We start from the raw sequence: 24,205 nt of genomic DNA, 5'->3' as shown, positions 1-24,205 counted from the left end.
GAAGGCGCAACAGCAACTGCCGATCGGTCGACAAGTGTTGGTAGGACGATCGAACGCAGTCGCCATGATGCGGATCTACGCGCCTTGTGCCTGCGGGCCGAGGAAGGCAATTCCCACTCTGAATGCCAATCAGGCAGCTATGCGGACGCTCGTTCCGGTGCGTGTAACCAACGCCATTCCGGAAGCGCCGCTTGCGTTCGCCGCCCGGACCTGACAGCATCGGAAGGATCGATCGGCCTCGACGCGACCCCGAGCGTCCCGACGGTACAGGAGTCAAGACCAGAGGACCCGTGACCGCCACCGCCGCCGCAGTGAGACGAACCCCCCCGGGGCAGCAGGATGAAACACTCACGGAGGACGAAAACCCCTCTTCGGCTACGACGCTGCTCTCGCCATCGCCCGCAACCTCAACACCACCGGACCACCCACGACGGGCGGGCACACCGACCCAGCTCGGTGCCGGCGCTGTTGCTCCGGCGTGACCCCTGGACGAGCCCGGCCACCGAGCCAACCCAACGTCATCACCATTCTGGCCGGCATACCGGCTGCGGCCGACTCGGCATCCCACGCCGCACGGCTGGTTTGATCTGTCGTGGGTGGGAGCACCACAAGTTGCTCCCACCCACTCCTGGACATGGGCACTTCGACTCGACTGACACCCGTGGTTGGCGCCGTCCGTTTCGCTTAATCCCGTGGAGGACGACATCCCGTGCAGCCTTACCTGAGTCGTCGGGGCCGTTGCCGGGCCGTTGCCTATATGGCTTGCCAGCGTTGGAACAGGCCGCCGTTGCAGATGTGTGGGTAGACCTGACCCGCGTAGTTGCTGTCAAGGCATAGGCCACTGACTCTGTGCACGTGGACGTTCGGCGTGGGGGGAAGGTTGGGCTGGTCATCCCAGCGCTGCCAGTCGCCACCGTTGCAGACGTGGGGATAGATTTGAACGCCGTTGCTGTCCAAACACAGGGCGGTTCGCCTGTTGCGTACCTCGATGTAGGTGCCCCGGTAGGTGATATCCCAGCGCTGCCAATCGCCACCGTTGCAGACATGTGTGTAGATCTGAGTGCCGTTGCTGTCTAGACACAGGCCAGTCTCGATGTTGCGGAAGAACACGGACAGGTTGGCGGACACGCCGGGCGGACGGTCCGGTGCCGCCGCCGCCGGGCCCGTGGGCGAGATGATCGAGGTTGCGAGCACCAAGACCAGGATGGCCCAGGTATCGCGGAAGACTTTCGTCACAGTGTGCATCGAGTGGATCTCCTTTCAAGATTCGCAAGCGCGGCATCGCATGTGACCAACCCATTGGGGCTACACCGATTTCGCGCTGTCTCGTTTGATAGCGGCCGTATCAATCTGGGTGAAGTTGCAGGCTTCAGGATCGGGCAGCGCACGATGTGTCACCAGACGTTTAGCGGCGCCGGACTGTCCCGGGCCGATCCCGGCCACTCTCACTCATGTGTATGCGGCATCGTCTATGGCTGTCGTATCCTGGATGTGTCAGGGGTTGTCGGCGACGGTGTGATGGAGGTGTCTGGATCGCTCGATAGGCAAGACCTGCCCGATCCGAGTGCGGCGGGCACGGCTACCGAGTTCGTGGACGCGTTGCGCCGGTTGAAGAACTGGTCCGGTGCCGGTTTCCGGCGGCTGGAAAACGTGCTGCCCAAGTCGGGCAGGTGCTGCCGCGGAGCACGATCACGGCGGCGTTGAGCCGGGATGCGTTGCCCCGGGAGGACTTGGTGGTTTCGTTGGTGCGCGCCTGCGGCGGCGACCAGGGCGACGTGCACCGGTGGGTGGCTGCCCGGCGGCGTATCGCAGCCGGCTCGGCGTTGCCTGCACCACCCAGCATGGATCTGTCCATGACTGAGCCGCAGGCTGTGGCCGGCCCCGGTGCAACGCGATGTACGCTGCCGGCCGATCAGGCGGTATTCGTGGGCCGGGACAAGGAACTCCAGCAGATCGTCAATGCGGCCGCTGATGCCGCGCGGCATGGTGGGGTGATCGCTATCCATGCGATTGATGGCATGCCGGGTATCGGCAAAACTGCCCTGGCCGTACATGTCGCGCACATGCTCAAGGATCGGTTCGGTGACCGGCAGTTGTTCATCGACCTGCACGCCCACACCCCAGGGCAAGCACCGGTGCAGCCGGATGACGCGCTGACGCAGCTGCTGGCCGCCGATGGGATAGACCCCCGATTTCTCCCCGCCACGGTGGACGGACGGGCCGCGCTATGGCGCGATCGGACGGCCGACAAACGGCTGCTTCTAGTCCTGGACAATGCGGCCAGCAGTCAACAGGTTGCCCCTCTCCTGCCCGGCTCCGCCAGCAGCCTGGTACTGGTCACCTCCCGGCGCAGCCTCGGGGATATCCCTTCGGCGGTGCCCTTGCCGCTGGACATCCTCACCCCGGATGAAGCGATCACCATGTTCATGCGTCTGGCGCCACACGCCGCCACCAACCGGGACGCCATGGCCGAACTGGTACGCGCCTGCGGCTACCTGCCCCTGGCGGTCTCGATCACGGCCAGCCTATTTCTGCGGCATCGGTCCTGGACCCTCGGCGATCTGCTGCGAGAGGTGCGCGGATCTGGCGGCCCGCTCACCTTCACCGCGGAGAACCGCACAGTCGCTGCCGTGTTCGACCTGTCCTACCAAAACCTACACGCCAATCGGCAGCGATTGTTCCGCCTGCTCGGCCTGCACCCCGGCATAGACATCGACCCGTACGCCGCCGCCGCTCTTGCTGGCATTCCATTGGAGGAAGCGCAGCAGCATCTGGACGGGTTGTACGCCGACCACCTGCTCGACGAGCCGGTCTACCGCCGCTACCGAATGCACGACCTCATCCGCGCCCACGCCAACACCCTGACCATCACCGTCGACCCGGCCAACGTGCGCCAGGAAGCGATCGGGCGGCTGCTGGGCTTCTATCAGCACACCGCCATTTGCGCCGATACCCACCTTGCCCGCTACCCCCGCACTGCCAGCGCCGTGGCGGCGGCGCCGCTCGCCGCACCTGAGTTCACGACCTGGGAGCAGGCAGAGGCGTGGCTGCGCGCTGAACAAGCCAACCTGCTCGCCTGCATACACCACACCACCACGACCGGTCAGCACGCCCACACGGTCGCGCTCACCGCAGGCATCGCTGGTCTGTTACGTGCCGATGGCCCCTGGACCCAAGCCATCCAGCTACATGACGCCGCGGCTGCCGCCGCCCGCCAGCTCGGCGACCAGCACGCCGAGGCCGACGCCCTGCACGACCTTGGGGCCGCCCGGCGACTGACCGGGGACTATCCGGCCGCGGCCGAACTGTGTCAAAAGGCCCTGGACCTGTACCGGGCACTCGGCGACCGGCTTGGCCAAGCCCACGCACTCAACGAGCTCGGGATCGTGCGGCGACTGACCGGGGACTACCCGGCCGCAGCCGAACTGTGCCAAAGGGCCCTGGACCTGTACCGGGTGCTCGGCGACCGTCGCGGCCACGCCACCGCCGTACACAATCTCGGGACCGTGCGGTGGTTGACCGGGGATTACCCGGCCGCTGCCGATCTGCTCGGTCAAGCCCTGGAGCTGCATCAAGCCGTCGGCTACCACCGCGGCCAGGCCAACACCCTCAACGAACTGGGAATCGTACGGTCGCTGACCGGAAACTACCCGGCCGCTGCCGACCTGCTCAGCCAAGCCCTGGAGCTGCACCAGGCCGTCGGGAATCGACTCGGCCAGGCCAACACCCTCAAGGAGCTGGGGAGCGTGCGGTGGTTGACCGGGGATTACCCGGCCGCTGCCGATCTGCTCAGTCAAGCCCTGGAGCTGCACCAGGGGGTCGGGAACCGACTCGGCCAGGCCAACACCGTTGACGAGTTAGGGATGGCGCGGCGGCTCATGGGGGATTACTCCGCCGCGGCCAGGCTTCATCGACAAGCCATCGAACTGCACAGATCTCTCGGCCGTAAGCACGGCGAAGCGATCGCCTCTACCCGCCTCGCAGCCGTGACATATCTGACCGGCAAATACACCGAAGCGGCCCACCTTCTCCACGAAGCACTGGCTGTATTTCGCGAGGTGGGCGCCCCCGACGACGAGGCAGAAGCCCTCAACCACCTCGCCACCCTGCACCGCCTCACCGGCGACCCCGACCACGCGTACGAGCTGTACCAGCAGGCCCTGGTTATCGCTCGCCGCATCCATCACCGCCTCGAAGAAGCCCACGCGTTAGAAGGCCTTGGCCGGGCTGCCCTCGACCTGGGCGACACCTCCATCGCCGCTCTCCACCTCGGTCACGCCCTGGATCTTTACCAACAGCTCGGCGTCCCTGACGCCACTCAGGTCACCATCGACCTCGCCATCCTCCTTCCCTATGAGCCAGTGAGCCCGACCCCTATCTGACTGAGGAGACTGTCACCGTGTAATTACGGGGGGCCGGGAGCTGTGTGGCCGTGGCCGCCGAACGGTTTCAAGAACGACTCCTGTCGGCCTTCGGGCCAACGGCCGGAGTTTGACGGATGGCCGGATGACTGCAGCGGCTTGCCAGCCACGGCAATGATGTGTGGGTGGACGTCGATGACCGTCAGCGTGCAGTTCGGCCGTTACTAGTCCGGATTGGATTTGGGCTGGCCGTGTTCGGTCTGGCTGTGGTTTGTGTCGCCCTACCCGTGTGGGCGCTAGCGGCGGGCGATCTGGAGGCAGTGGCGGGGTGGGCGAACATCCTGGCTTTCCCCGCCGCGGTCCTCGGTCTGGCGCTTGTTATCCGCGGTGAAAGGAGAGCGAGCGCCTCATCCGCACCCGAAACATCTACGGCGAGCATGAGAAGGCCTTGGATGGCGCCGCCACTTGACAGGATGGTGGAGCGACCTGAGCTTGGCCGCCGTCTGGTGGCGACGCTGACCGCGGGGACGCCCGTCGAGGGGGAGCGGATCACCGTTCTGCAAGGGGCGGGCGGATTCGGTAAGACCAGGCTGGCCCGATGGGCGTGCCATCAGCCGGAGGTGCTGCAACGGTTTGCTGGCGGCCTGCTGTGGGTCACGGTCGGTCAGGAGACCCGTGGGGCCGACCTTGCCTTGCGGGTCAACGATACGATCTTCGCCTTGTCCGGGCAGCGCCCGGCTATCTCTGACCCGGACGCCGCCGGTGCGGAACTTGGCAGGCTCCTCGACGAACGCGAACCCATCCTGCTCGTCGTCGATGACATTTGGGAGGAGACGCAGTTACGGCCGTTCCGGTTTGGCGGGCGCCGCTGCACCCGTCTGGTCACGACCCGCATCCCCGACATAGCGCTGCATGGCGAGTGCATCGTGGTGGATACCATGACCAGCGAGCAGGCGAGACAGCTCATCGGCACCGGGCTCTCAGACCTTCCTGCCGAGCCGACAGCAGAGCTGGCAGAGCTGGCCGGCCACTGGCCAATCCTGCTGAACCTGGTCAACGGCGCGTTGCGACGCCGGGCAGTACACGGACAACCCCCGGATGAGGCGGCCCGCGAGGTCATACGGCAACTCAAGTCGGACGGGCCCGGCGCGTTCGACCCGACGCGTGCGGCGGACCGCAGCCAGGCGGTGGAAGTGACCGTCGGGGCCAGTATGGCGCTACTTCACCCCGATGACCAGCAGCGTTACATTGACCTCGGCATCTTCCCCGAGGACGTGGATATCCCGCTCGACATACTGGAATTGCTGTGGCCTGGTCGGCGCGTCGGTGCACTGTGCGAAGAGCTTGTGGCGCTTGGCCTGGCCTCCGACTACCGCCTTGACTGGCCCGGAGCGCGGCTGGTGATGCACGACGTGGTACGCGCATACCTACATGTGCGAGGCCGCAGCGGCACCCGGGTCGAGGCGCACGGGCGTCTGATCGACATGGCGGCCAAGCGGCTGCCGACGGGTTACAACGAGACGAGGCCGTGGTGGCTGCTGCATGACGACTCGGCCTATCTGTGGCGCTACCTTCCATACCATCTAGACCTCGCCGGGCGGCACGACGAACTGGCTGGACTTCTCCAGGATCTGCGCTGGATCGAGGCCAAGACGCGCCGATTCGGGTCGGCAGTGCCGGTCAAGGCCGACCTTGAACTCATCGACACCCCAGTCACCGCCATACTGCGCCACGAGCTTGTGAACGCCGCACTGCTGCTCGGGCCGATCCACCCGCCAGCGGCGCTCGGCGCGACGCTTGCTAGCCGGTTGCGCGACGTCCCTGGTCTGGAGGCTGTCGTGAACCGTTACCGCACAACGTTGCCGCGCCCCTATTTGGACCCGGTATGGCCGCTACCGGACAGGCCAAGCCCGACCGCTCAATCGCGGCCGGGCCACACCGGCGCGGTGACCAGTTGTGCTTTCTCACCCACCGCGCCACTGCTGGCGACCACGAGCGACGATGGCACCGCTCGGCTGTGGAGCCTGACCACCCGGACCGAGCTGAGGGTCATCTCCGGCCATACTGGCAGCGTCTGGGATTGCGCATTCTCGCCTGACGGAACGCTTCTGGCCACGGCCAGTACCGACTGGACTGTACGGCTTTGGCATGTGGATAGCGGCGAGCAGGTGGCGGTGCTGCGTGGCCACACCGAGTGGGTACGCAGTTGCGCCTTCTCACCGGATGGCACCTTGTTGGCGTCTACCAGCGCGGACATGTCCGTGCGACTGTGGCGGGTCCCGGAGGGCAAACAGATCGCGGTCTTGAGCGGGCACTCCGGCGAGATCCGCAGCTGCGCGTTCTCGCCTGACGGAACGCTTCTGGTCACTGTCAGCACCGATGGCACCGGCCGGGTATGGCGGGTCGGCGACGGTTCGCAGCAGGCAATCCTCACCGGGCATAGCAGCGGGCTGTGGGGGTGCGCGTTCTCCCATGACGGACGGCTACTTGCCACGACCAGCCCGGGTACGGTCAAGCTGTGGCAGGTCCACGATCTGAGCAGCCACGTGACGATAACCGTCGATGCCGACGAGGTAAACAGCTGCTCGTTCTCACCAGACGGCACAACCCTTGCCACCACGAGCTACGGCAGGGTCTGGCAGTGGAACGTCGCCGATGCGACGCTCATCAAGACGGTCAGTGGCCACACGGGTGCCGTCTGGAAATGCACATACTCGCCCGATGGTTCCGTACTGGCCACGGCGAGCAACGATCAGACCGCTCGGCTATGGCCGGCCGACACCCTTATCGATGCGCACGTTTTGGGCACCCGCAGTGACAAGGTGAACAGCTGTGCATTCTCGCCGGACGGCCGAACACTCGCCACCACAAGCTATGACGGAACCGTGCAGCTGCGCCGAGTCGCCGACGGCGCAGAGCAGGCAATGCTTGTCGGTCACACGAGCCGCGTCATCAGCTGCGCCTTCTCGCCGGACGGGCAACTTCTTGCGACCACGAGCCATAAGACGGTGCGGCTGTGGCGGGTCGCCGACCATCAACCGGAGCGGGAGCTAACCGGTCATACCGACTGGGTGCGAAGTTGTGCATTCTCGCCGGACGGCCGAACACTCGCGACCGCAAGCGGTGACCGTACCGTGCGCTTGTGGCGGGTGGCCGATGGTGCTCCGCTGACGACGTTCACAGACCCCAACCGGGGGTTCAGAAGTTGTGCATTCTCACCGGACGGGCTCCTGCTCGCCGCGGCCAACGCAAGCGGCCAGGTGCGGCTGTGGCGTGTCGGTGACGGCGCCGAACACGTCATCATGAACGGCCACACCGGCAGTGTCGCGAGCTGTGTATTCTCCCCTGACGGCACGCTTCTGGCGACCGCCAGCGGCGACAGGTCCGTGCGCCTGTGGCGGGTGTCCGACGGTGCCGAGACAATGTCGCTGGTGGGTCACACCAGCTGGGCGGACCGCTGCGCCTTCTCGCCGGACGGCGCGTTGCTGGCGACGGCCAGCAATGACCAGACGGTGCGGTTATGGGACGTGGCGACCGGCGAATGCCTTTGCGCGCTGAGGGTTGCCGGACCCGTCGTTTGGGTGGCGTGGCATCCCGGCGGTCGGCTGTTGTGCACCGTGGGCGCGGCCGGGGTTTACCTTCTGCGATACGAATCCCGAGACGAGTAGGTAGCGGGCACCACGCTGCCGTGACACCCGGTTCAGCCCAGATGCGGCATAATATGGCCCATATTATCGCGTTTGGCCGAAAGGTACGCCCGGCACGCCTCATTGGGCGGGTTGATCAGCAACGGCACCCGCTCGGAAATGGCGATACCGTCGGAGGAAAGACCGCTCACCTTCTTGGGGTTGTTGGTCATGAGGCGGACAGGGTGATAGCCGTTGAGGTCACGGATGACCTCCGCGGCGGCACGATACTCCCGCAACTCGAGCGGCAGGCCGAGGATGCCGAAAGCCTCAATCATGCCGACCTTACGGTTGGCCTCGGTCTCGATCAGTTTGATCTTCTGGAACATACCCAGACCGCGGCCCTCCTGATTGGACAGATAGATCAGCAGAAAATTCGTCTGCTGTGAGCCGAGCCGCAGAGCTTCGGTCAGCTGCGCTCCACAGTCGCAGGAGTTGACCCCGAACGACTCGCCGAACAGGCACGGGGATTGCACCCGTACTAGCAGTTCATCCGCCATGAGCTCACCGCGGCTGAGGGCGAAGATGAAGCTACCGTCCTTGTTGTAGACCGTCATCTTGAACTCGCCGAACACAGTTGGCCGGGAAAACTCGGCGATCCGCTGGATAGCGGCGGGTTCGTTGTCCATCATTTTCCCAACGTCGCAGAACCAACAGTGGCGAGGACTTGGCGCGCCTGGCTAACCCTAACCGACTTCATCGCTCCGGAAATAGACGCGGTTGGCTACCGTCGGTCGTCCTATCGGTGTCCTGCCCGGCTGATGCGGCGATTGCCGGGATCATGACCCCGGTGGAAATGTTGTACGTGGCCATACCTGCGGCGTGCGCGCTCGCGACACCCTCATCCGAGTCCTCGTAAACGAGGCAGTCGCGCGGGTCGACATCAAGCCGCTGGGCGGCGAGTTGGAAGACCTCAGGTGCGGGCTTACCCTGTTTGACGTCCGTGCGGGTCACCACAACCGGGAACAGGTCGGCAAGTCCGGTCGCCGCCAAGCCAACGGTGATGGACATAGTGGATGCGTTGGAGGCGATCGCCAGCTTCTGCCGACGGGCCGCCGCAGCCCGGGCGACGTCGGCGACATCGGTGTTGACAACCAGCGTGGGTGCGGCATCGATGGCATACTTGCGGAACCGGTCGGTGATGTCCGGAATGGACACCGGCAGCGGGCCGAAGTGCTCCTCCCATACCACGAGCAGGTCGGGCACCGAGACAGCTTGGCGTGGCCAATACCAGTCGGGATCGAGAAGCACACTGTAGTCGCGTAGCGCATCGGCAAGCGCCCGAAAATTGACGTGACGGCTGTGGACCAGTGTCCCGTCCCAATCGAAAATCAACGCGGCATGGCCTATGCCGTCAGGGATGCTCGCAGGCGCTGTGGCGGACACCAGGCAACGATACAGGCGAACCCTGGCCGCTCTGGGTCGCCGATCCGGGTTAAAAACCGTCGGCGGGTTGGAAGAGCAGAAAGCCCTCGCCTCCTGCACCGACCACAACGGAAGCACACAGATCCCCACCGGGATGCGACAATCGCCACGCCGCTGAGCCGGGCCGCCGGTGGGCGACACAACGTCGCGAGGTATCCAACGTGGCCAACCATTCCACCAGTTCCGCAAGTCGCTGGTCGGCGCCGCCATCGCCTGCGATCGCGACTACGAACCCATCAAGGCCCTCATGGCGGGCACATCGGGCGAATGAATACACGTGCGGCGCGGCGACTTCGGCGTTGTGTCGCGTCAAGGAATCAGGATCCCAATCCGGGGCGCCCCACAGGCGCTTCAAGCCGCCTCCGCCAGACGGCAGCGAACCAGCAAAGGCGTCCAGCGAGCTGGCGATACTCGGGTCGTACTGAGCGGCAAACCGTCCCGAGTCCACGGCCACCATTCCCTCCAGCTTGACGCCCACCGCCCTGACCAGATCAACGCCACGACACTCGGCGAGCCCTGCAAGCACTCGGTGAAAAGCCGGCAGCAGGATGCGCAGGGGCTGCCACCCGTCGAGGTTGCGCGGAGTCTTTGGCCCATCGTAATAGTTGACAGCTCGGGCAACACCTCCGGCAACGACCACGAGCTCATCGAGCCTCTCGGCTGCCCCCGCCACACGGCCGGTCAGCGGCGCGGGATCCTCGACCTCGATGCAGTATTGGCTCGCCAGGCAGGTGGAGATTATCCACAGGTCCGCCATCTCGGAGCAGATCGCTGTCTCGTCCGCGCTCATCGCCTCGGCTAGCTCGCCGATCTCCTCAAGCAACCGCGCGACGGCCGCAAGCGGTCGCCAGTAGCCGCCGATGGCACGGACCGACTCGTGCAGCCTCTCCTGCATGGATCCGGTGCGCAGCCACCCAGACCGACTCGTCATCAGACCCCTTCCTCCGTCAGCACCATAATGGGCGCTCAATAACTGATTCTCCCGAGCGCGGCGACTCCAGCTGCAAGCAGGTGAGCATGACCCGATGCATGAAACAGTCATGCTTCCCAATCTCGCACAGGTGACTCCTATGCCGCGAATGCAGCATCTATTCTCAACTGGAGTGGTGGCCGGTGAACGGCTTGAGTACGAATACGAATTCGAGATCAAACACGTCGGCGGCGAACGAGGCAGACACCTCGCCGCCAAACAGCCTGAAGCGATCCTCGAAGATTCTCGAATGGTTCGCATCGAACGCGCGGAAACCGTTCTGAACAGCGAATACGCCACAAAGGAGCCAATCATGATGCCTGGCCGCGGGGAGATCAACGGTAACCGATAGCCGACCGAAAGGTGAGCAGTTTTCGGTTGCATCCTGCCGCCGAGTCGGACCTGCATCTCGACCGCGTTTTCCTCGACGTATACGCCGTGGTGCCGTTCCCGATCGATCGGCAGGAGGTTGAGTGCACCGGGGACCACGTATTCCCGCGTAACCGGAAACACCATGTCCGCCCAGCTCTCCCAGGCAGCGACGCTTCCTTCAATCACCGTCGACCTCTGAGCCGGACAGAGCACGCGGGCTCCCATGCGTTGGCGGGTGCGGATCCACGGATCGATAGAGAGTCCGTCTGGGCGGGTCCAGCCGGCGTACTCGGCCATCGACACCATCGGGTACGAATGCTTCCATGTCGGTCGAAGCGGAGCGACCACATGCGCGCGGCGAGCCGTCAGAGGCCATATTCGGCGCGGGCACAGCTCGCTGCACGACGCAGACGCGGTGCTCCGGCAGACCAGCGCGGTTCAAGGAATATCTGGCCACCCGGCACGGCGGCAGCCGACGAGGGCCACGAAAGGACAGCGGTTGCCAACCCGTGCGGCAATGGATCCCAAGGGCAACAATGACGATTGCGGCGTGCAATCACACCGACGGCGCCGACCGTTGTGAAGGCGACTCGGCGTTAGCGAGCGCGCCGAGACACAGAACGGTGCTGAACGACGTTCCCAATGAAGATCCGGCATGTCTCCCGGATGGATCTCATGTGCGCCAGGAAGCTTGGCTCTGGCGGTGGCGCGCATATGGCCGGACAGGTCAACACTCCGCGAACTCAACGGGCTGCGCGATGACTGCGGCGGGCTGCGCGTGATCGGCGCGGCGAGCTTGGCCGGAGGAGTCCTGCGCCTGATCCCGTCGCCCACCCTCGGCGACGAACTCACCAACCGGATCAAGCAGCAGGCACGAGCGCTGCCACCCGATGCGCGCGACATCCACCCAGCATCCGCTATCACGCCGGCCGTATCGCGGAGATGAACCGCACCCCGTTTGGAGACTGCAACACCCGACGCCACGGCGGCGGTGTCCCATCCGCCGCGGACTCAGCAAACGGCAGGTGCCGTCCTGCGGCATCGTCTACGCCAGACCGATCCCGTGTTCCACATGAGCCAGAATCCAATCAAGACACGCCACACCGGCACACCGCACACTTACGCTGACCAGGCTGTATGTTGCCAATGTCGGCAACACGGGGGATAGGTGCAGGATGTACCAACGACGCGGTCTTCTCAAGCTGGGCGCTACGGCGGCGCTCGGCATGCTCGGCGGCCTCGCCGCCGAAGCGGCCCGAGCAGGTGAGACCCGACGGGCAGACGAGCGGGCGTGGGCAGCCCTCAAGACCGGGCTCAGTCCACAAGCGACGCTGTACCGGCCCGGGGTGGCCGGATACGAAACCGCGCGCAAGCCGTGGAACGGGCGCTATGCCGACGTCTACCCGGACGGCGTGGTGCGCTGCGCGACGACTCAGGACGTGCAGCTGGCGGTGCGGTGGGCCAAGGACAACGGCGTGCCGCTCGCGGCCCGCTCCGGCGGGCACAACTATGCCGGATACAGCACCACCAACGGCCTCGTCGTGGACATCCGCAGGATACGGTCGGTGGTCCCGGGCACCCATCGCTCCGGCACCCCCACGCTGACCCTCGGCGGCGGCTGCACGAACTCCGACGTGTACGACAAGCGCAAATATAATCTCTACTTCCCGGGCGGCCGGTGCGGCGGGGTCGGCGTGGCCGGGCTCGCGCTTGGCGGCGGGCTGGGCTTCAATGACCGCAAGTGGGGCATGACGTGTGACCGGATGCTGCGCACCGAGGTCGTGCTCGCCGACGGCAACGTGGTGCGGTGCGACGCGAGCAACCTCGAAGACCTGTTCTGGGCGTGCCGCGGCGGCGGCGGCGGGAACTTCGGCATCAACACCGGATTCGTGTTCGAATCCGTCGACGTCGGCGAGATGATGTCGACGGTCTTCGACATCACGCTGCGGCTTGAGCACGCGCCGAAGGTGATCGCCGCCGTGCAGGGCATCCTGCACGACGACCGGAACAACAACTTCGACATCCGGGTTGGGTTCATCAACCCTGGCAAGCGGGACCAGCGGCCGCGGACCTGGCTTCTGGGCCACTACCTCGGTCCAGAAAAGGAGCTGCGCAAGCACCTCGCACCCATCCTGGCACTGCGCCCCTCCAAACAGGAGATAGGAGAACATTCCTTTTGGGCGGGGCAGGACAAGCTGCTCGAGCCGCCGTCCCCGGAGACTTTGGCGTCAAAGTCATTGGTACCTAAGGAATGGCTCACCCCATCGGCCGTGCAGATCATGGCCGACAGCATCGCGGACTGGCAGCCAGCCGCGGAGGGCAACGCCGGATTCGTCACCCTGTTCGCCATGGGCGGCGTCATCGACAGCACGCGGCCATGGGAGACCGCCTACGTGCACCGGGGCGCGAAGTTCGTCATCGACATCGGCACCGTCTGGCACGGCAAAGAGGAGGTCGGCCGCCAGGCGCGCGCCCGGCAGGCGGCCACATACGCCAAACTCGCGGCGGAACTGAAGACCACGGCAGCCTATGTCAACTTCCCGGATCCGGATCTGCCACAATGGTGGTCGGCATACTACGGCGGCAACTACAATGCGCTGCTGGATGTCAAGCGGCGCTACGACTTGCATCGCGTCTTTCACTACACGCAGGGCATCGGCGCAAACCTCTGACCGCACGAGACTGTGCCTGCAGCATAATGCAGAAAGGCCACAACCACGGGACCGCTGCACTGTCGCCGACGTCCACCAAACCGTTACCAGCGACCGCTCGCCGCTGATCCACACCTGCCGGTCAACGAGCGGCTGCGCTACCGCACCCCGGGTCCCAAGCAGCCCCGGCCGGACTCCGCCCACCTGTCCTCGGTGGCCACTGAGCCGGGGCAGCACGCGGTTAAAACACTGAATTATCCCGGTTGGCATGATTACTCCTGTATATTCGAGCTGAACGCGGTCGTACAGGGTGCGAGTGCGTGGGCGATCCGGGAGGGGAGTCCGATGCCGATTAACGAAACCAGGGCCCGCGAGCGTGATGACAACGCGGGTGCCACGGCGGGCGGTTGCAACTGCAACTGCAACTGCAACGGCGGCACAGATCCAGAGGAACTGCGCCGGGAGGCTCAGTACCTGATGGGTGAGCTGTCGAGAGTTCTGCCGCGCCTGGACCAATAGGTCAGCGGTGGCTGACCACTGTCACGTCTTTCGCAGCAGTGGTCGCGTGCGGCTCTGCGTAACCATAAGAACGGAGGGCCGCACGATGACGGCCGTTGACGGTACCGGGGTGCTCATGCGCATCGCTGAAGGACTGGACGTTGTCAATATCAGCGACAACGAGATGCTTGTTCAGTTCGGCAGCCGGTCGCAGCCGTCCTTGCTGTTCCGCGACACCGAACTGACCGGAGTGCTTGGACAGTTGATGGCCCAGCTGGAGTCCTCACCCGCGGGCCGCGAAGACTTCTTGGCCTCGATAGCGGACGAGCATCGCGACGAAGCTGCCAAACTTGTTGACCGCCTGTGCGAGCATGGCATCCTCGTCGACGCCGCGTGTCATCCGGTTGAGCAGTACCTGGGCTATCTGTTCGATGGGCAGACGAGGCTGGCTAACCTGAGTGTGGCAATGATCGGGACCGGTCCGGTCGGAGCCCACATGGCAGAACTCCTACGGCAGCACGGGATCGGGAATGTTCACACATTCGACGGCCGGGAGTTCGACGGTCCGGTGCCAGAAGCGGACCTGGTGGTCGTCGCGTCGGAGCGGCGCGACATCCGTCTGGCGCACCTGGTCAACCGGCACTGTATCGCCGAAAGGCGCTCCTGGATCCTTGCGGAACTCGACGGAAGCCTCGGTCGCGTCGGGCCGCTGTTCGTGCCGGGGGTGACCGCCTGCTACAGCGACTTGCGTGCGCTTGCCGACGCGGCCGACCCCAACCCACTGATGGCGAGGATTCACCGGCGCCACGCCCGTGCGGCTGGTTCTTTTACGCAAGGACTGCCTGTACATGCCTCGCTCGTGGCTGGGTTCGCCTCGCTGGCGGCTGTCCACACGCTCCTGACCGGGACGAGCTACCTGTTCGGGCGGGTGCTCACCATAAACTTCGATCGGATGGCGATCGATGTCGAGGACGTGTTGCGCCTTCCCCGCTGCCCGGTGTGCAGCCGGTTGCGCGCCAGCTACCAGCCGACGTTCTCCGCAGAGGTGGTCACTCGTGCACCCGTGGTACTCGAGCACGACATGGCAACGCGATGACCATCGACGTCACTTATCTCAACGAGCACATTGAGCTGTTCGACCACTGGTACGACGAATGCCGGGCGGCCGAGTTCCAGGGCGCGGTGCGCCTCTACAATCGACTGATTGGCCCGGTCACCTCGCTCACCCTGATCCGGCCCGAGGTCGCGGACCTTTCCATGTACAGTGCCTTCTGCCGCCACGTCCCCATCGAGGGGCTCATACGGGACCTCCACGTCAAGAACAGGCCTATCGCCGCGCCGGTGGCGGGCGGTGGCAAGGGTGCCAACCCGTTGCGGCCGATTCTCGGCGCGCTCGGCGAGATGGCCGAACGCTTGCTGGCGGTCATGCACTTCACGAGCCTCGCCGAACGTGTGCGGTATGGCAGCTATACCGAAATGACGACAGCCGGCTTCCGGGCCATCGAACCGCAGCGGCTGCCGCTGTTCGCCGCCGAACAATACAACGCTAGCGGCTTCATCTATGAGCGCTTTACGACCGATGCCCGTCTCGGATGGGTGGAGGGCATCGAACTGCTTTCCGGTCAATCGATATGGGTGCCGGCGCAACTGGTCCTGATGTACTACCGCACACTGAACGGCGAAACGCCCATCGGCTATGCCACCACCGCGGGCCTTGCATCGCACACCTCAGCACGCTCCTCGATCCTGCACGGCCTGTTCGAGGTCATCGAGCGCGATGCGCTGAACCTGCGTTGGTACAGCGGTCTGGCACCATCCACAGTGGACGTTGATCTCGAGAGCGTGCTCGGTGCCGACCTTGATGTGCCTCGGGCCCGCATGTCGTCGCCGCACTTGGACATGAAAGTATTCGATCTCACACTTGACTCAACGGTGCCCGTACTAGCGGTCACCGGAATCGATCGCTCGCGACGGGAGCGCGCCTTCGTCGGCGGCACTGGCGCGGCCGCGAACCGGTCGGAGGCCCTGGGACAGGCCCTGTTCGAGCTGGGCCAGTGTCAGACCGGCTTTCACTTCGAAGACCCGTTCGGCCGCAACCCGATCCTCGCCGACACGGAACTGGCGGACGTCAAGGAGTTCTTCGACGCTCCGCTTTTCTACGGCCACGCCGGCAATCTGCCGCGCGTGCAATGGTTCACGGCCGGCACCGAACGTGTTGGCTGGGCGGACATCCCCACCTTGAGCGGCAGCGACGAGAAGGTTTACGAAACGATGCTCAGCTGGCTGCGCCAACGTGGATTCCATCCGATCGTGTTCGAATTCGGCGACGCCTGCCCGTCAGGGATGTCCCTTACGAAGGTCTTCGTACCCGAACTCACGCAGGCATGCCCGCCCCGCAACCCGATGCTGGGCCATCCCCGCTTTCTGGAGATGCCTCAAACCCTGGGGCTCGAGCGGCGGAGGCTGTCTTTCGCCGACTTGAAGACCGACCCCATCCCGTTCGCCTGAGCCGGACAAACGCCGGTCTCTGGCCCGCCCGGAGGAACCTATTCATGGCCCATCGCCGGAACCGCCCCGAGTACTCGCCCGCGGAGGTGCTCAACCTTGTCTGCCAAGCGCCGGTGCTGTGGCCTGGCAGGACAGTCCGCCTCGAACGCGACAGCCTGCTCGATCAATGTACTCGTTCAACGTCGGCGCAAGTGTCGGTGTCCGAGCTCTATCACGAGAACAGCAAGCTGAGCCGGCATCAGCTGGCCGAGCTCGCCATGACCGCAGTGGACAGCGCTGCGCTGCGAGCGGAGTTTCTCGTGCGCCGAGCCGCAGTCGCCCGGTCAACCGGTGGTGAGATCGCACAGACGGCGCCGTGGAAAGTTCTGCTCGACGGCGCTTGCGCCGGTGGGCCGGACTGGCTCTACGCGATAGAGCTTCGACTAGTCGTGGATCGATCGATGTTTGCTTATGAGCCGATCACTGGCGCCCTGGACTTGATGAAACAGTTGTCCGGCGCGCAAGTCGAAGAGTTCGTCCGCGCGCTGGCGCTCATGGATTCGCCCATGGCGGCGACTGGGGCGGTGGTCCTTGTGGTCGGTTGCTTCCCGCGTCACGAAATCCTGCTCGGCAGCCGCGGCTACCGCCGAACCATGATCGAGGCCGGGCGCGTGACCGGTGAAATCGTCCGCCGGGCCGAAAAGGACGGCCGGAAAACCTTTGTCCGGTACGAGTTCAGCGACCGGGAATTAGATCAGCTGACGGAGGTCGATGGAATTGAACAAGCTGTCATTGTCGCGATCGAGCTCGGCTAGGAAAGCGCGGACCGCCGAACCGGACGCGGGCGCGCCGACATCCCGCCAGGAGCTGCACCGGCTCGTGGACCTTTTGTCCGACTACGAATGCGCGCATCTGTACTCCGCCGTCAGCGACATCGTGACCGGTGAGCGGTTCTGGGAGGGCGACTCGGGGCTGTTCTACCACGAGTTCATCAAGCTACGACACTTCCGTGTGGCAGCTAACGCTCCGACCGCGCCGGCCAGTGGGCACGACTCCTTCGTGCCGATGTCGGTCACCAAGTCCTACCACGGCTCGCCACGGATCACGCTGCCGCCGCCGCAACCGCTGCTCGCGCCGCTCGGCCCGACGCTGACAAACCGGAGGACGCGCCGCGACTACCGCGACACCAGACTCGACCTGCAGCAACTGTCCACATTGCTCGGTCTTGCCTGCGGGGTCAGCGCCACCGTTGCCGCGTATGGTTTCGACTGTCTACCGTTGCGGACTTTCCCCTCCCATGGCGGCCTCCAGTCGCCCGAGGTGTACCTTGGCGTTCGCGCCGTCGACGGTCTGACCCCGGGCGTATACCATTACGATCCGCGCGGCCATGGGCTTGACCTGATCATGGACGGCGACCCCAGCGAGCAACTCAGTGCGCTTGCCTTCGGCGAGGAATATGTTCGTTTGGCGCAGGTGGTCCTTCTCATCAGCGGTGTATACGACCGGCTCCGCTGGAAGTACGGGGAGCGGTCCTATCGTTTCCTGTGCACGGACGTCGGTTTCGTAGGCCAGAATGTGTGCTTGGTCAGCGAGGGACTGGGGCTGGGCGCTTGCCCGGTCTCGGGATTCGCCCAGGGCACGGCCGAACAGCTAATCGGCATCGACGGCAGGTCGGAGCTGGCGATGCTGATGCTCACCGTCGGAGTTGTCGATTCCGCGACAGCGACGGTTTCGTAAATCTCAGGGTTGAATTCCTGGCCAAAGGCGCAGCTTCAGGCGGCATCTGGCCGCCAAGGTAGACCTCGGGCGACTGCACCGCGTCGTGGGTGGAGAAGGTCCGAAGCGGCGGCGGTCGAACCCGAACCCGAGACTGTAGCGCCGAGACCACAGGCATGACTAAGCACATTGGACAGTTGCTTCAGGTCCAGGGTGGCGTCCGTGTAATCCCGTCGTGTCCTGGGGACTTGCGTGTCCGAGGCAACACAAACCTAGACCCAACCGGGTCCGACGCTGTAGGCATCGATCCCGTTGATCAACTAACGGCAGTGGCTTGGACGAGATCCCACCGTCTGTGGTCCGCCCAAGATCGAGCCTCGGTGGAATCAGTCATCTTCGCCAACGCCGCATGCAACCCGGTCGGCCTGCTGTTCGCGAGCTCGGCGGCGCGGACCTTCGGCAACCCCATCCAGTGGGTGCTCGCCATCCTCGACAATGCGGTGCTCGGCTAGCGCACTTGCAACGGCTCCTACACCCAGGTAGCTCCACGTCGTGTAGTGACTTCGTTTTAGCTTGCCGTTTGAGGCGACGACGGAACACGGCCAGGCGATCACCTGGTCCCTGTCGACGTGCTGCGTGGGAGTGAATGCCAGCAGTAGCCGTCAAGGCGATCAGCATCTCTGCTTCAGGAGCGGACCCCCTTTTGCGGCAATGCTTTTCGCCATCACGAGCAGAGCGCGGGCGGCCATCGACAAGGATGTGAGCATACTGGCCCGCCAGCCGCGTACCTGGTAATGGCCGAGCCCGGCTTCGTTTTGGCCTGGTAGAAGCATTCCTCCGCCGACAACCGTTTACCGGTTCCATATACAGAGCTCGGAACGGCTGGACCGTCCAGCGCCGCGTTGAGGGTCCTGAATGCGCATGAGCGCGGTTTGGGTGCTGCCCGCCGGGCCGGGTTGGGCATACGAGCCCAAGTTCGAACGGCTGGCCGCGATCACCGGGCACCGGGAACGGTGCGCACCTGTACGCGCGCTCAGGCCAGCCGCTCCCGCTGTGCCAGCGGACAACTCCTGGCTGGGATGCAGTTCCGCAGCATCGCCAAGCGGTTCCCCGCCGCTCAGCGCTGGTAACGGTAGGTCCGGGAGAACGAAACGAAAGCTTGTCCGAGCGGACGGGGCGGCTGCCCCCCGGCGCCGTTGTCCCCGCACCGGCCGGCCGAGGAGTGCTCCCCGATGACGAGGTGAGCGGTGGGGGGTGCTGCGTGGACCACGGCCGGCAGAACGTCCGTCCAGTGAGGAGCGGCGGCTAGAGCGCCCACGGTCAGTCGCCGCGCTGCAGTGCTGCCCTGCGGCTGGATACGCGCCAGCTTGGACAGCATGCCGGCTCGCTGCGCCGGGTCGCTCACCATTGCAGCGATCCGCTCTGTCCGGTTCACGTCACCGCGTTCGGCCGCGGCGACGGCCAGGTGCACGAGCGCACCGGTCATCCTCTCCGCTTCGGCGACCAGCATGCACACCTGCTCGGCCTCGTCGAGCTCACCGTGCTCGACCAGGGACCGGGCCACGGCGCCCAGCGCCTGGCTCTGCCAGTACGGGTGGGCGATCCGGCGGGCTAGGCGCTGCGCTTCAGACCGGTCACCACAGGCCAGTATGGCCGTGACGTGATCGGTCTCCGCGGCTCCGCGCACCGCCGGTTCGATAATGGCGATCACCTCCCGGGGGATCCGGCGGACCAGCGCGCGAGCCTGCCCGACCCGGCCCATGGCGGCGAGGCTTCTGACCATCCGCGCCCGGACGCGTACTCGCTGCTCCGGTCCGTTGAGCTTGCCCAGCAGTGACTCGGCCCACCGGACGAGGCGTTCGGCGTGGTCCGCACGACCCGCGGCGGCAGCGGCTCGCAGTAGGGCGGGTATCCGCTCCGCGATGTCGTCGATCTCGCCGGCCATGGCACGGACGCTGCCGAATCTGCCGGCGGCGCTGGCCGCGACAATGAGTTCGGCGAGGGCCAGCGCCCGTTCCCGCGGATCCGCCTCGGTGCGCAGCGCGCGCCGGCCCGCCGCCAGGTGGCTGGCCAGGACCGCCGCCTCCGTGTGTGTGGTCAGCGCCTGGACCAGGCGCGCGGCTGCCGTCGCCCGCCAGCGCGGATCCGCCACCTGTCCCACCGCCCGCTCGGCGTCGGCCAGCGCGCCGGCCCGCCGCGGATCGCCGGATGGCAACAGTTTGGCCAGCCGCAGAAGCGCGGTCGCCCGATAGTAGGGGTGGTCAATGGAGCCGGCTACGGCTAGCGCGCGCGGCCAGTATTGATGCTCCGCCAGGGCCAGCGCGACTTCGGACAGCGAGGTGGCTTGCCCGTACCCGTCCTGGACGCAGCGGGCCACGGACTCGGCGTCGGCGAACGGTACATCCGTTTCGTCGGGCCGCTCGCGGGCGAGTGCCGCCTGGACGACCGCCCTTGACTGGACATGAGTGTCCGACACGCCCTCGTCCGGCCTGTCGACGGCTGCCGCGATCTGCTGGGCTGCCGCCTCATCCGCCTGGGCCAGCCGCAGAGCTAGCTCGACCAGGGCATGCCGGCGCAGAGCGACGTCGTCGATCTGTTCGATCATCTGCCGCGCCTGCAGCACATCACCGTGCGCGGCGACGGCCAGCGCCAGCGGTACCAGCCGGGCTGCCTGACGGTCGCCGGAGGTCTGCTCGGCGAGCGCCACGCTCAGCGCCGCTTCCATCCGCGTGATGTCGCCGGCTGCGGAGGCGGCCGGGACCACATCCTCGATGAGTGCCCGCGCGGCCCGCGCCGGATGGTCGATGCGTGCCAGGATTGCCTCGGCTCGCTCCAGCTCACCCATTGCGCTGTACGCCCGCACCAGCCCGGCGTGCACGGTCACCAGCCATTGATCACGGTTCGTTCCGGTGAGTCGCGCGGCGGTCTCCTCCGCGTTGGCCGCCATCGCGCGGGCCCGCTGGAGATCACCGGCGACGGCCGCCATGCGCGCCACCTCGATCTGCGCCATAGCCTTGTGGTGTGCCGGATCGATCTTCTTCGGGATGGCGCTGGCGGCCGCGACCCCGAATGCGGCGCAGACGTCAGGTATCAATTGCACCCAGAGGCGGCCCTTGCGCTCAGGGTCCTTGATCTTGCCGGCCCACCTCCGGGCGAGATGGACGTTCCCCTGACGCGCGACCTCTTGGACCACCGTCGCCTGCAGGCGGAACCGGTCCTTCACCCGCTGCGCACCGGCCAGCTCCCAGGCGCGCCAAGGCTCGTCGGCCCGTACCAACGCCTTGACCAGGACGACGATCGACACCAGGTGCTGTTGCGGGTCGGTCGTATCAGCGACCAACGCGACCGCCTTATCCACCTCGCCGGCGAGGACCAGTTCCTCGACCGGATGGCCGGTTGCCGCGGGCGTAGGCACCGGCGCCTTCGCGACCGCTCGGGTCGCCTTGTCCTCCGACTGCGGGTGTGCGGCCAGGGCCTCCGCGACCGCTCGGGTCGCCTCGTCCTCCAACTGCGGGTGTGCGGCCAGGGCCTGCGCGACCAGTTGGCGCGCCTTCGCCTTCCGGTCGGACCCGCTGACCGTGTCGAGCAGCGCCCTGGCGTGGTGGACGTCGCCGAGCACAGCCCACAGCGCCGGCAGGTTCACCGGGGTCGTCGGGGCACGGCGTACCAGCTCGGCGCGGTGCGCGGCGAGTCGGGCGACGGCCAGCACGGTGGCGTCCGAGTACTCCAGTTGATCCAGCCCCTGATTTACCGCGTCCAGAGCCATGGTTACCTCTGCGGTCGCCGCGGCGTGGCTGACCTCCAGCATGCGTTGCTGCCGGCCCGGGTCGGAGGCCAGGTCCAGCAGCATGCCTAGTTTCCCCTCGGCGCGCAGCAGATAGGGGTACGTGTACAGCAGGTATGCCGGGCTGGCCGCAGACCAGCCTTTCGCCCACTCCTCAAGCGCCCAGGAGTGGACCTTCTCGCGGTACGTGCCCATGCGCGCCGCCCTGATGGTCTCCTCCGTCTTCTCGCGAAGGGTCTCGTGCCGAAACACGTAGACCTGGGCCGGTTTAGCGCCGGTCGCGGCCTGATGCACGCTGCGCAGCGCCAGGCTGCGCCCCAGCGTGCCGTCGAGCAACTTGCCCAATTGGACAGCCGATACATCGGTCAGCGACTCGAGGTCGTCGCGGCTCAGGCCGCCGCCGCTGGCAGCGATCAGCCCCAGCACGTCCTCCGCCAGACCGCCGCCGCCCTGCAGCGCCTGCTGGACCTCTGCGGTGGCGGCGTCCTCGACGGAGCGGGCTCGCTCCGACCGAGACAGCTTGCGTACCTGGCAGCGGTGCAGTGGGTGACCGGCTCGGACGTCGGGCAGTGGTCGGCTGGAGACCACCACCTTGAGGCCGGGGATCGGCCGCGCTGGGAGCAGCTCCGCGATGCTGGGCCCGGATCCCTTGTTGCGGTCCTCGTCGAGCCCGTCCACGACGAGGATGAGGCGTCTGCTCGGCGTCTGGCTGCGCAGGTACTCCGCCGTGCGGTTGAGTAGCGCCAGTAGCTGGCGGTCCGCGTTGTCCGGCCGAAGATTCGGCGGCGACTCGCCCAGCACCTCGCACAGCTGCTCCACAAGCGCCGCGGCGAAGGCGAACCGGTCGCACTGGTCCTGGCCGCTTGCCGTTATGAAGAAGCCGACGGTGACCACGTCGTCCCGGCCCGGGTCCAGCATGAAGCGCGCCATGAGCGTGGACTTCCCGGCCCAGGCCGCGGCCTGCCACCACACGTAGTCCTCCTCACCCGAGCAGAATTCGCGCAGCTCATTGAGCTCGTCCTGCCGGTCGGGCAGGTCGTCGACGTACAGCCGCTCGTACACGTAGGTGCGGTAGGCGCCGGTGGGACGCGGCGGGGCAGGCCGGCCGAGGTGTTCGTCGACGTGGGCATGGACGGGAATCGGCCTCGGCGTTTCGACCCCGTCGGCCGCCAGGTGCCGCACGAAGTCCGCGTCGTCGAGGAACTCCTGGACCGATATCACGTGGAGCCGGCGCTCGAAGTCGAGGTCGTCCGCCAGCGCCACGCCGACCAGGAGACGCCGATAGCCAACCGACCGGGTACCGGGCGGATTGTCGGTGAAGATCGCGCATCCGGAGAATCCCTGCCAGGGGCGGGCCTTTCCGCCGGACCGGAGCGCGTCGGGCGCATCGCGGATCGAGATCGGAAAGGTGCCGTCGCCGTTCCCCCTGGACACCGGGGATACCGTGCCGTTGATCTGTTCGACTTGGCGGGCTGTACCGCTGTACTCCGCGAATATGGGATATCCGGAGCCAGTGACGAAGACCAGCCCGACGTCCCGGAACACACCCCACTGGATCGCAGGCCCAGCAAAGTTCGGCAAATGCCGATCTCGTGACTTCGGTTCGATGCGCAGCAGTGCGACATCGCGCTCCCGGGCGGTCCAGACGACAGCCGCCGAGCACGTGACCTGGTTCGGATCCGGATACCCGAGGCGCACTTCGATGCGCGGGTAGGGCCTGCCGTCCCCATCTACGACGGCATGCTTGGCGGTGAGCACCAGCGTCGGACCGATCCGGTACCCGGACGCCTCGACGGCGGACCCGTCGTCGTCACCGGACCTGATGTCGGCCAGGTTTCCGGGGTCCATCAGTCCTTGTCCTGATCCCACTCCCGGTGCCGCTGCGCGGCGATCCTGGCGTTGCGCTCGGTGCGCCGGTCGACGACGCTGAGCTTGAGGGTGATCCTATGGTTAGAGGTCTGACCGAGCTTGACGTCAGACCCCGCCTCCATGCCGCCAATGGCGAGGACATCGATCTTCACCTTGGCACCCGGAGTCGCCTCCTTGGACACCTCGACGTAGAACTCCAGCTCGGCCTCTTGGACCTCGAACTGAAGCCGTTCATTGCCGCCGGCCTGCTGCGCCTGAGTCAATTCGCTGCGCAGCTGCCCAAGCACTTCCGCAAGAGCGATCCGTGCAACCGTTGCCATGTACCGTGTCCTCCCGAGGTCGTGGATCACCCTGCCATAAAGGTGGGCGTTCAACAGTCCGATGCC

Annotated in this window: 18 protein-coding genes; 12 read left to right on the top strand and 6 right to left on the bottom strand. The window is 65.9% G+C overall.

Going from position 1 to position 24,205, the window contains the following annotated elements:
- Positions 1 to 753 precede the first annotated feature (753 nt).
- Complete coding sequence (locus DM816_RS10105) at positions 754 to 1,245, bottom strand: RICIN domain-containing protein (protein ID WP_117209893.1); 492 nt, start codon at positions 1,243 to 1,245, stop codon at positions 754 to 756.
- Between the two features lie 246 nt (positions 1,246 to 1,491).
- Between DM816_RS10105 and DM816_RS42380 the strand changes: the two genes are divergently transcribed.
- From DM816_RS42380 to DM816_RS10095, 3 genes are all read left to right on the top strand, one after another.
- Complete coding sequence (locus DM816_RS42380) at positions 1,492 to 1,704, top strand: hypothetical protein (protein ID WP_162907303.1); 213 nt, start codon at positions 1,492 to 1,494, stop codon at positions 1,702 to 1,704.
- 149 nt (positions 1,705 to 1,853) lie between these two features.
- On the top strand, positions 1,854 to 4,382 hold the full coding sequence (locus DM816_RS10100; RefSeq protein ID WP_162907302.1) for a tetratricopeptide repeat protein: 2,529 nt from the start codon (positions 1,854 to 1,856) through the stop codon (positions 4,380 to 4,382).
- 431 nt (positions 4,383 to 4,813) lie between these two features.
- The gene (locus tag DM816_RS10095) at positions 4,814 to 8,029 is read left to right on the top strand and encodes a WD40 domain-containing protein (RefSeq protein ID WP_162907301.1); all 3,216 of its coding nucleotides are present in this window, start codon (positions 4,814 to 4,816) and stop codon (positions 8,027 to 8,029) included.
- 32 nt (positions 8,030 to 8,061) lie between these two features.
- On the opposite strand, the gene DM816_RS10090 is transcribed toward DM816_RS10095, so the two are convergent.
- From DM816_RS10090 to DM816_RS44345, 3 genes are all read right to left on the bottom strand, one after another.
- Positions 8,062 to 8,679: a GTP cyclohydrolase II gene (locus DM816_RS10090; RefSeq protein WP_117209890.1), complete on the bottom strand. Its 618-nt coding sequence runs from the start codon at positions 8,677 to 8,679 to the stop codon at positions 8,062 to 8,064.
- Between the two features lie 64 nt (positions 8,680 to 8,743).
- Positions 8,744 to 9,433 carry an HAD family hydrolase gene (locus DM816_RS10085; protein ID WP_246001800.1) on the bottom strand — a complete coding sequence of 230 codons (690 nt, stop codon included), beginning with the start codon at positions 9,431 to 9,433 and terminating at the stop codon, positions 8,744 to 8,746.
- A gap of 49 nt (positions 9,434 to 9,482) precedes the next feature.
- Positions 9,483 to 10,295 (bottom strand): nucleoside triphosphate pyrophosphohydrolase family protein, encoded by an 813-nt coding sequence (locus DM816_RS44345; protein ID WP_246001798.1) that lies wholly within the window; start codon positions 10,293 to 10,295, stop codon positions 9,483 to 9,485.
- A gap of 202 nt (positions 10,296 to 10,497) precedes the next feature.
- On the opposite strand from DM816_RS44345, the gene DM816_RS42375 reads away from it, so the two are divergent.
- From DM816_RS42375 to DM816_RS45220, 9 genes are all read left to right on the top strand, one after another.
- A complete protein-coding gene (locus tag DM816_RS42375; RefSeq protein WP_162907300.1) occupies positions 10,498 to 10,794 on the top strand; it encodes a hypothetical protein in 297 nt (98 codons plus the stop codon).
- A gap of 723 nt (positions 10,795 to 11,517) precedes the next feature.
- Complete coding sequence (locus DM816_RS10075; protein ID WP_162907299.1) at positions 11,518 to 11,760, top strand: hypothetical protein; 243 nt, start codon at positions 11,518 to 11,520, stop codon at positions 11,758 to 11,760.
- A gap of 229 nt (positions 11,761 to 11,989) precedes the next feature.
- Positions 11,990 to 13,486, top strand: a complete 1,497-nt coding sequence (locus DM816_RS10070; protein ID WP_117209887.1) for an FAD-binding oxidoreductase — start codon at positions 11,990 to 11,992, stop codon at positions 13,484 to 13,486.
- 324 nt (positions 13,487 to 13,810) lie between these two features.
- Positions 13,811 to 13,984: a hypothetical protein gene (locus DM816_RS42370; protein WP_162907298.1), complete on the top strand. Its 174-nt coding sequence runs from the start codon at positions 13,811 to 13,813 to the stop codon at positions 13,982 to 13,984.
- Between the two features lie 85 nt (positions 13,985 to 14,069).
- Complete coding sequence (locus tag DM816_RS10065) at positions 14,070 to 15,059, top strand: TOMM precursor leader peptide-binding protein (RefSeq protein WP_117209886.1); 990 nt, start codon at positions 14,070 to 14,072, stop codon at positions 15,057 to 15,059.
- A complete protein-coding gene (locus DM816_RS10060) occupies positions 15,056 to 16,471 on the top strand; it encodes a YcaO-like family protein (RefSeq protein WP_117209885.1) in 1,416 nt (471 codons plus the stop codon). The genes DM816_RS10065 and DM816_RS10060 overlap by 4 nt, the downstream gene beginning before the upstream one ends.
- Before the next feature lie 44 nt (positions 16,472 to 16,515).
- Complete coding sequence (locus DM816_RS10055; protein WP_162907297.1) at positions 16,516 to 17,265, top strand: nitroreductase family protein; 750 nt, start codon at positions 16,516 to 16,518, stop codon at positions 17,263 to 17,265.
- A gap of 64 nt (positions 17,266 to 17,329) precedes the next feature.
- The gene (locus DM816_RS10050) at positions 17,330 to 18,187 is read left to right on the top strand and encodes a SagB family peptide dehydrogenase (RefSeq protein ID WP_162907296.1); all 858 of its coding nucleotides are present in this window, start codon (positions 17,330 to 17,332) and stop codon (positions 18,185 to 18,187) included.
- 359 nt (positions 18,188 to 18,546) lie between these two features.
- The gene (locus DM816_RS45220) at positions 18,547 to 18,678 is read left to right on the top strand and encodes a hypothetical protein (RefSeq protein WP_281274313.1); all 132 of its coding nucleotides are present in this window, start codon (positions 18,547 to 18,549) and stop codon (positions 18,676 to 18,678) included.
- A 605-nt stretch (positions 18,679 to 19,283) separates the two neighbouring features.
- Here DM816_RS45220 and DM816_RS10045 read toward each other — a convergent pair.
- Together DM816_RS10045 and DM816_RS10040 are read right to left on the bottom strand one after the other, a co-directional pair.
- Positions 19,284 to 23,798 carry a P-loop domain-containing protein gene (locus tag DM816_RS10045; protein ID WP_117209882.1) on the bottom strand — a complete coding sequence of 1,505 codons (4,515 nt, stop codon included), beginning with the start codon at positions 23,796 to 23,798 and terminating at the stop codon, positions 19,284 to 19,286.
- Positions 23,798 to 24,139: a trypco2 family protein gene (locus DM816_RS10040; RefSeq protein ID WP_162907295.1), complete on the bottom strand. Its 342-nt coding sequence runs from the start codon at positions 24,137 to 24,139 to the stop codon at positions 23,798 to 23,800. The genes DM816_RS10045 and DM816_RS10040 overlap by 1 nt, the downstream gene beginning before the upstream one ends.
- Positions 24,140 to 24,205: the final 66 nt, after the last annotated feature.

Source organism: Allorhizocola rhizosphaerae (assembly GCF_003426775.1).
Lineage (GTDB): Bacteria > Actinomycetota > Actinomycetes > Mycobacteriales > Micromonosporaceae > Allorhizocola > Allorhizocola rhizosphaerae.
Note: the sequence above shows the minus strand (reverse complement) of the source record. Positions and strands in the feature narration are given on the sequence as shown.

Excerpts from the sequence above, each read along its gene's own strand:
- DM816_RS10090 (WP_117209890.1), bottom strand. The coding sequence starts at position 8,679 with ATGATGGACAACGAACCCGCCGCTATCCAGCGGATCGCCGAGTTTTCC.
- DM816_RS42370 (WP_162907298.1), top strand. The coding sequence starts at position 13,811 with ATGCCGATTAACGAAACCAGGGCCCGCGAGCGTGATGACAACGCGGGT.
- DM816_RS10100 (WP_162907302.1), top strand. The coding sequence starts at position 1,854 with ATGACTGAGCCGCAGGCTGTGGCCGGCCCCGGTGCAACGCGATGTACG.
- DM816_RS10065 (WP_117209886.1), top strand. The coding sequence starts at position 14,070 with ATGACGGCCGTTGACGGTACCGGGGTGCTCATGCGCATCGCTGAAGGA.
- DM816_RS10045 (WP_117209882.1), bottom strand. The coding sequence starts at position 23,798 with ATGGACCCCGGAAACCTGGCCGACATCAGGTCCGGTGACGACGACGGG.
- DM816_RS10105 (WP_117209893.1), bottom strand. The coding sequence starts at position 1,245 with ATGCACACTGTGACGAAAGTCTTCCGCGATACCTGGGCCATCCTGGTC.
- DM816_RS42375 (WP_162907300.1), top strand. The coding sequence starts at position 10,498 with ATGCATGAAACAGTCATGCTTCCCAATCTCGCACAGGTGACTCCTATG.
- DM816_RS10095 (WP_162907301.1), top strand. The coding sequence starts at position 4,814 with ATGGCGCCGCCACTTGACAGGATGGTGGAGCGACCTGAGCTTGGCCGC.
- DM816_RS10055 (WP_162907297.1), top strand. The coding sequence starts at position 16,516 with ATGGCCCATCGCCGGAACCGCCCCGAGTACTCGCCCGCGGAGGTGCTC.
- DM816_RS10070 (WP_117209887.1), top strand. The coding sequence starts at position 11,990 with ATGTACCAACGACGCGGTCTTCTCAAGCTGGGCGCTACGGCGGCGCTC.
- DM816_RS10060 (WP_117209885.1), top strand. The coding sequence starts at position 15,056 with ATGACCATCGACGTCACTTATCTCAACGAGCACATTGAGCTGTTCGAC.
- DM816_RS10040 (WP_162907295.1), bottom strand. The coding sequence starts at position 24,139 with ATGGCAACGGTTGCACGGATCGCTCTTGCGGAAGTGCTTGGGCAGCTG.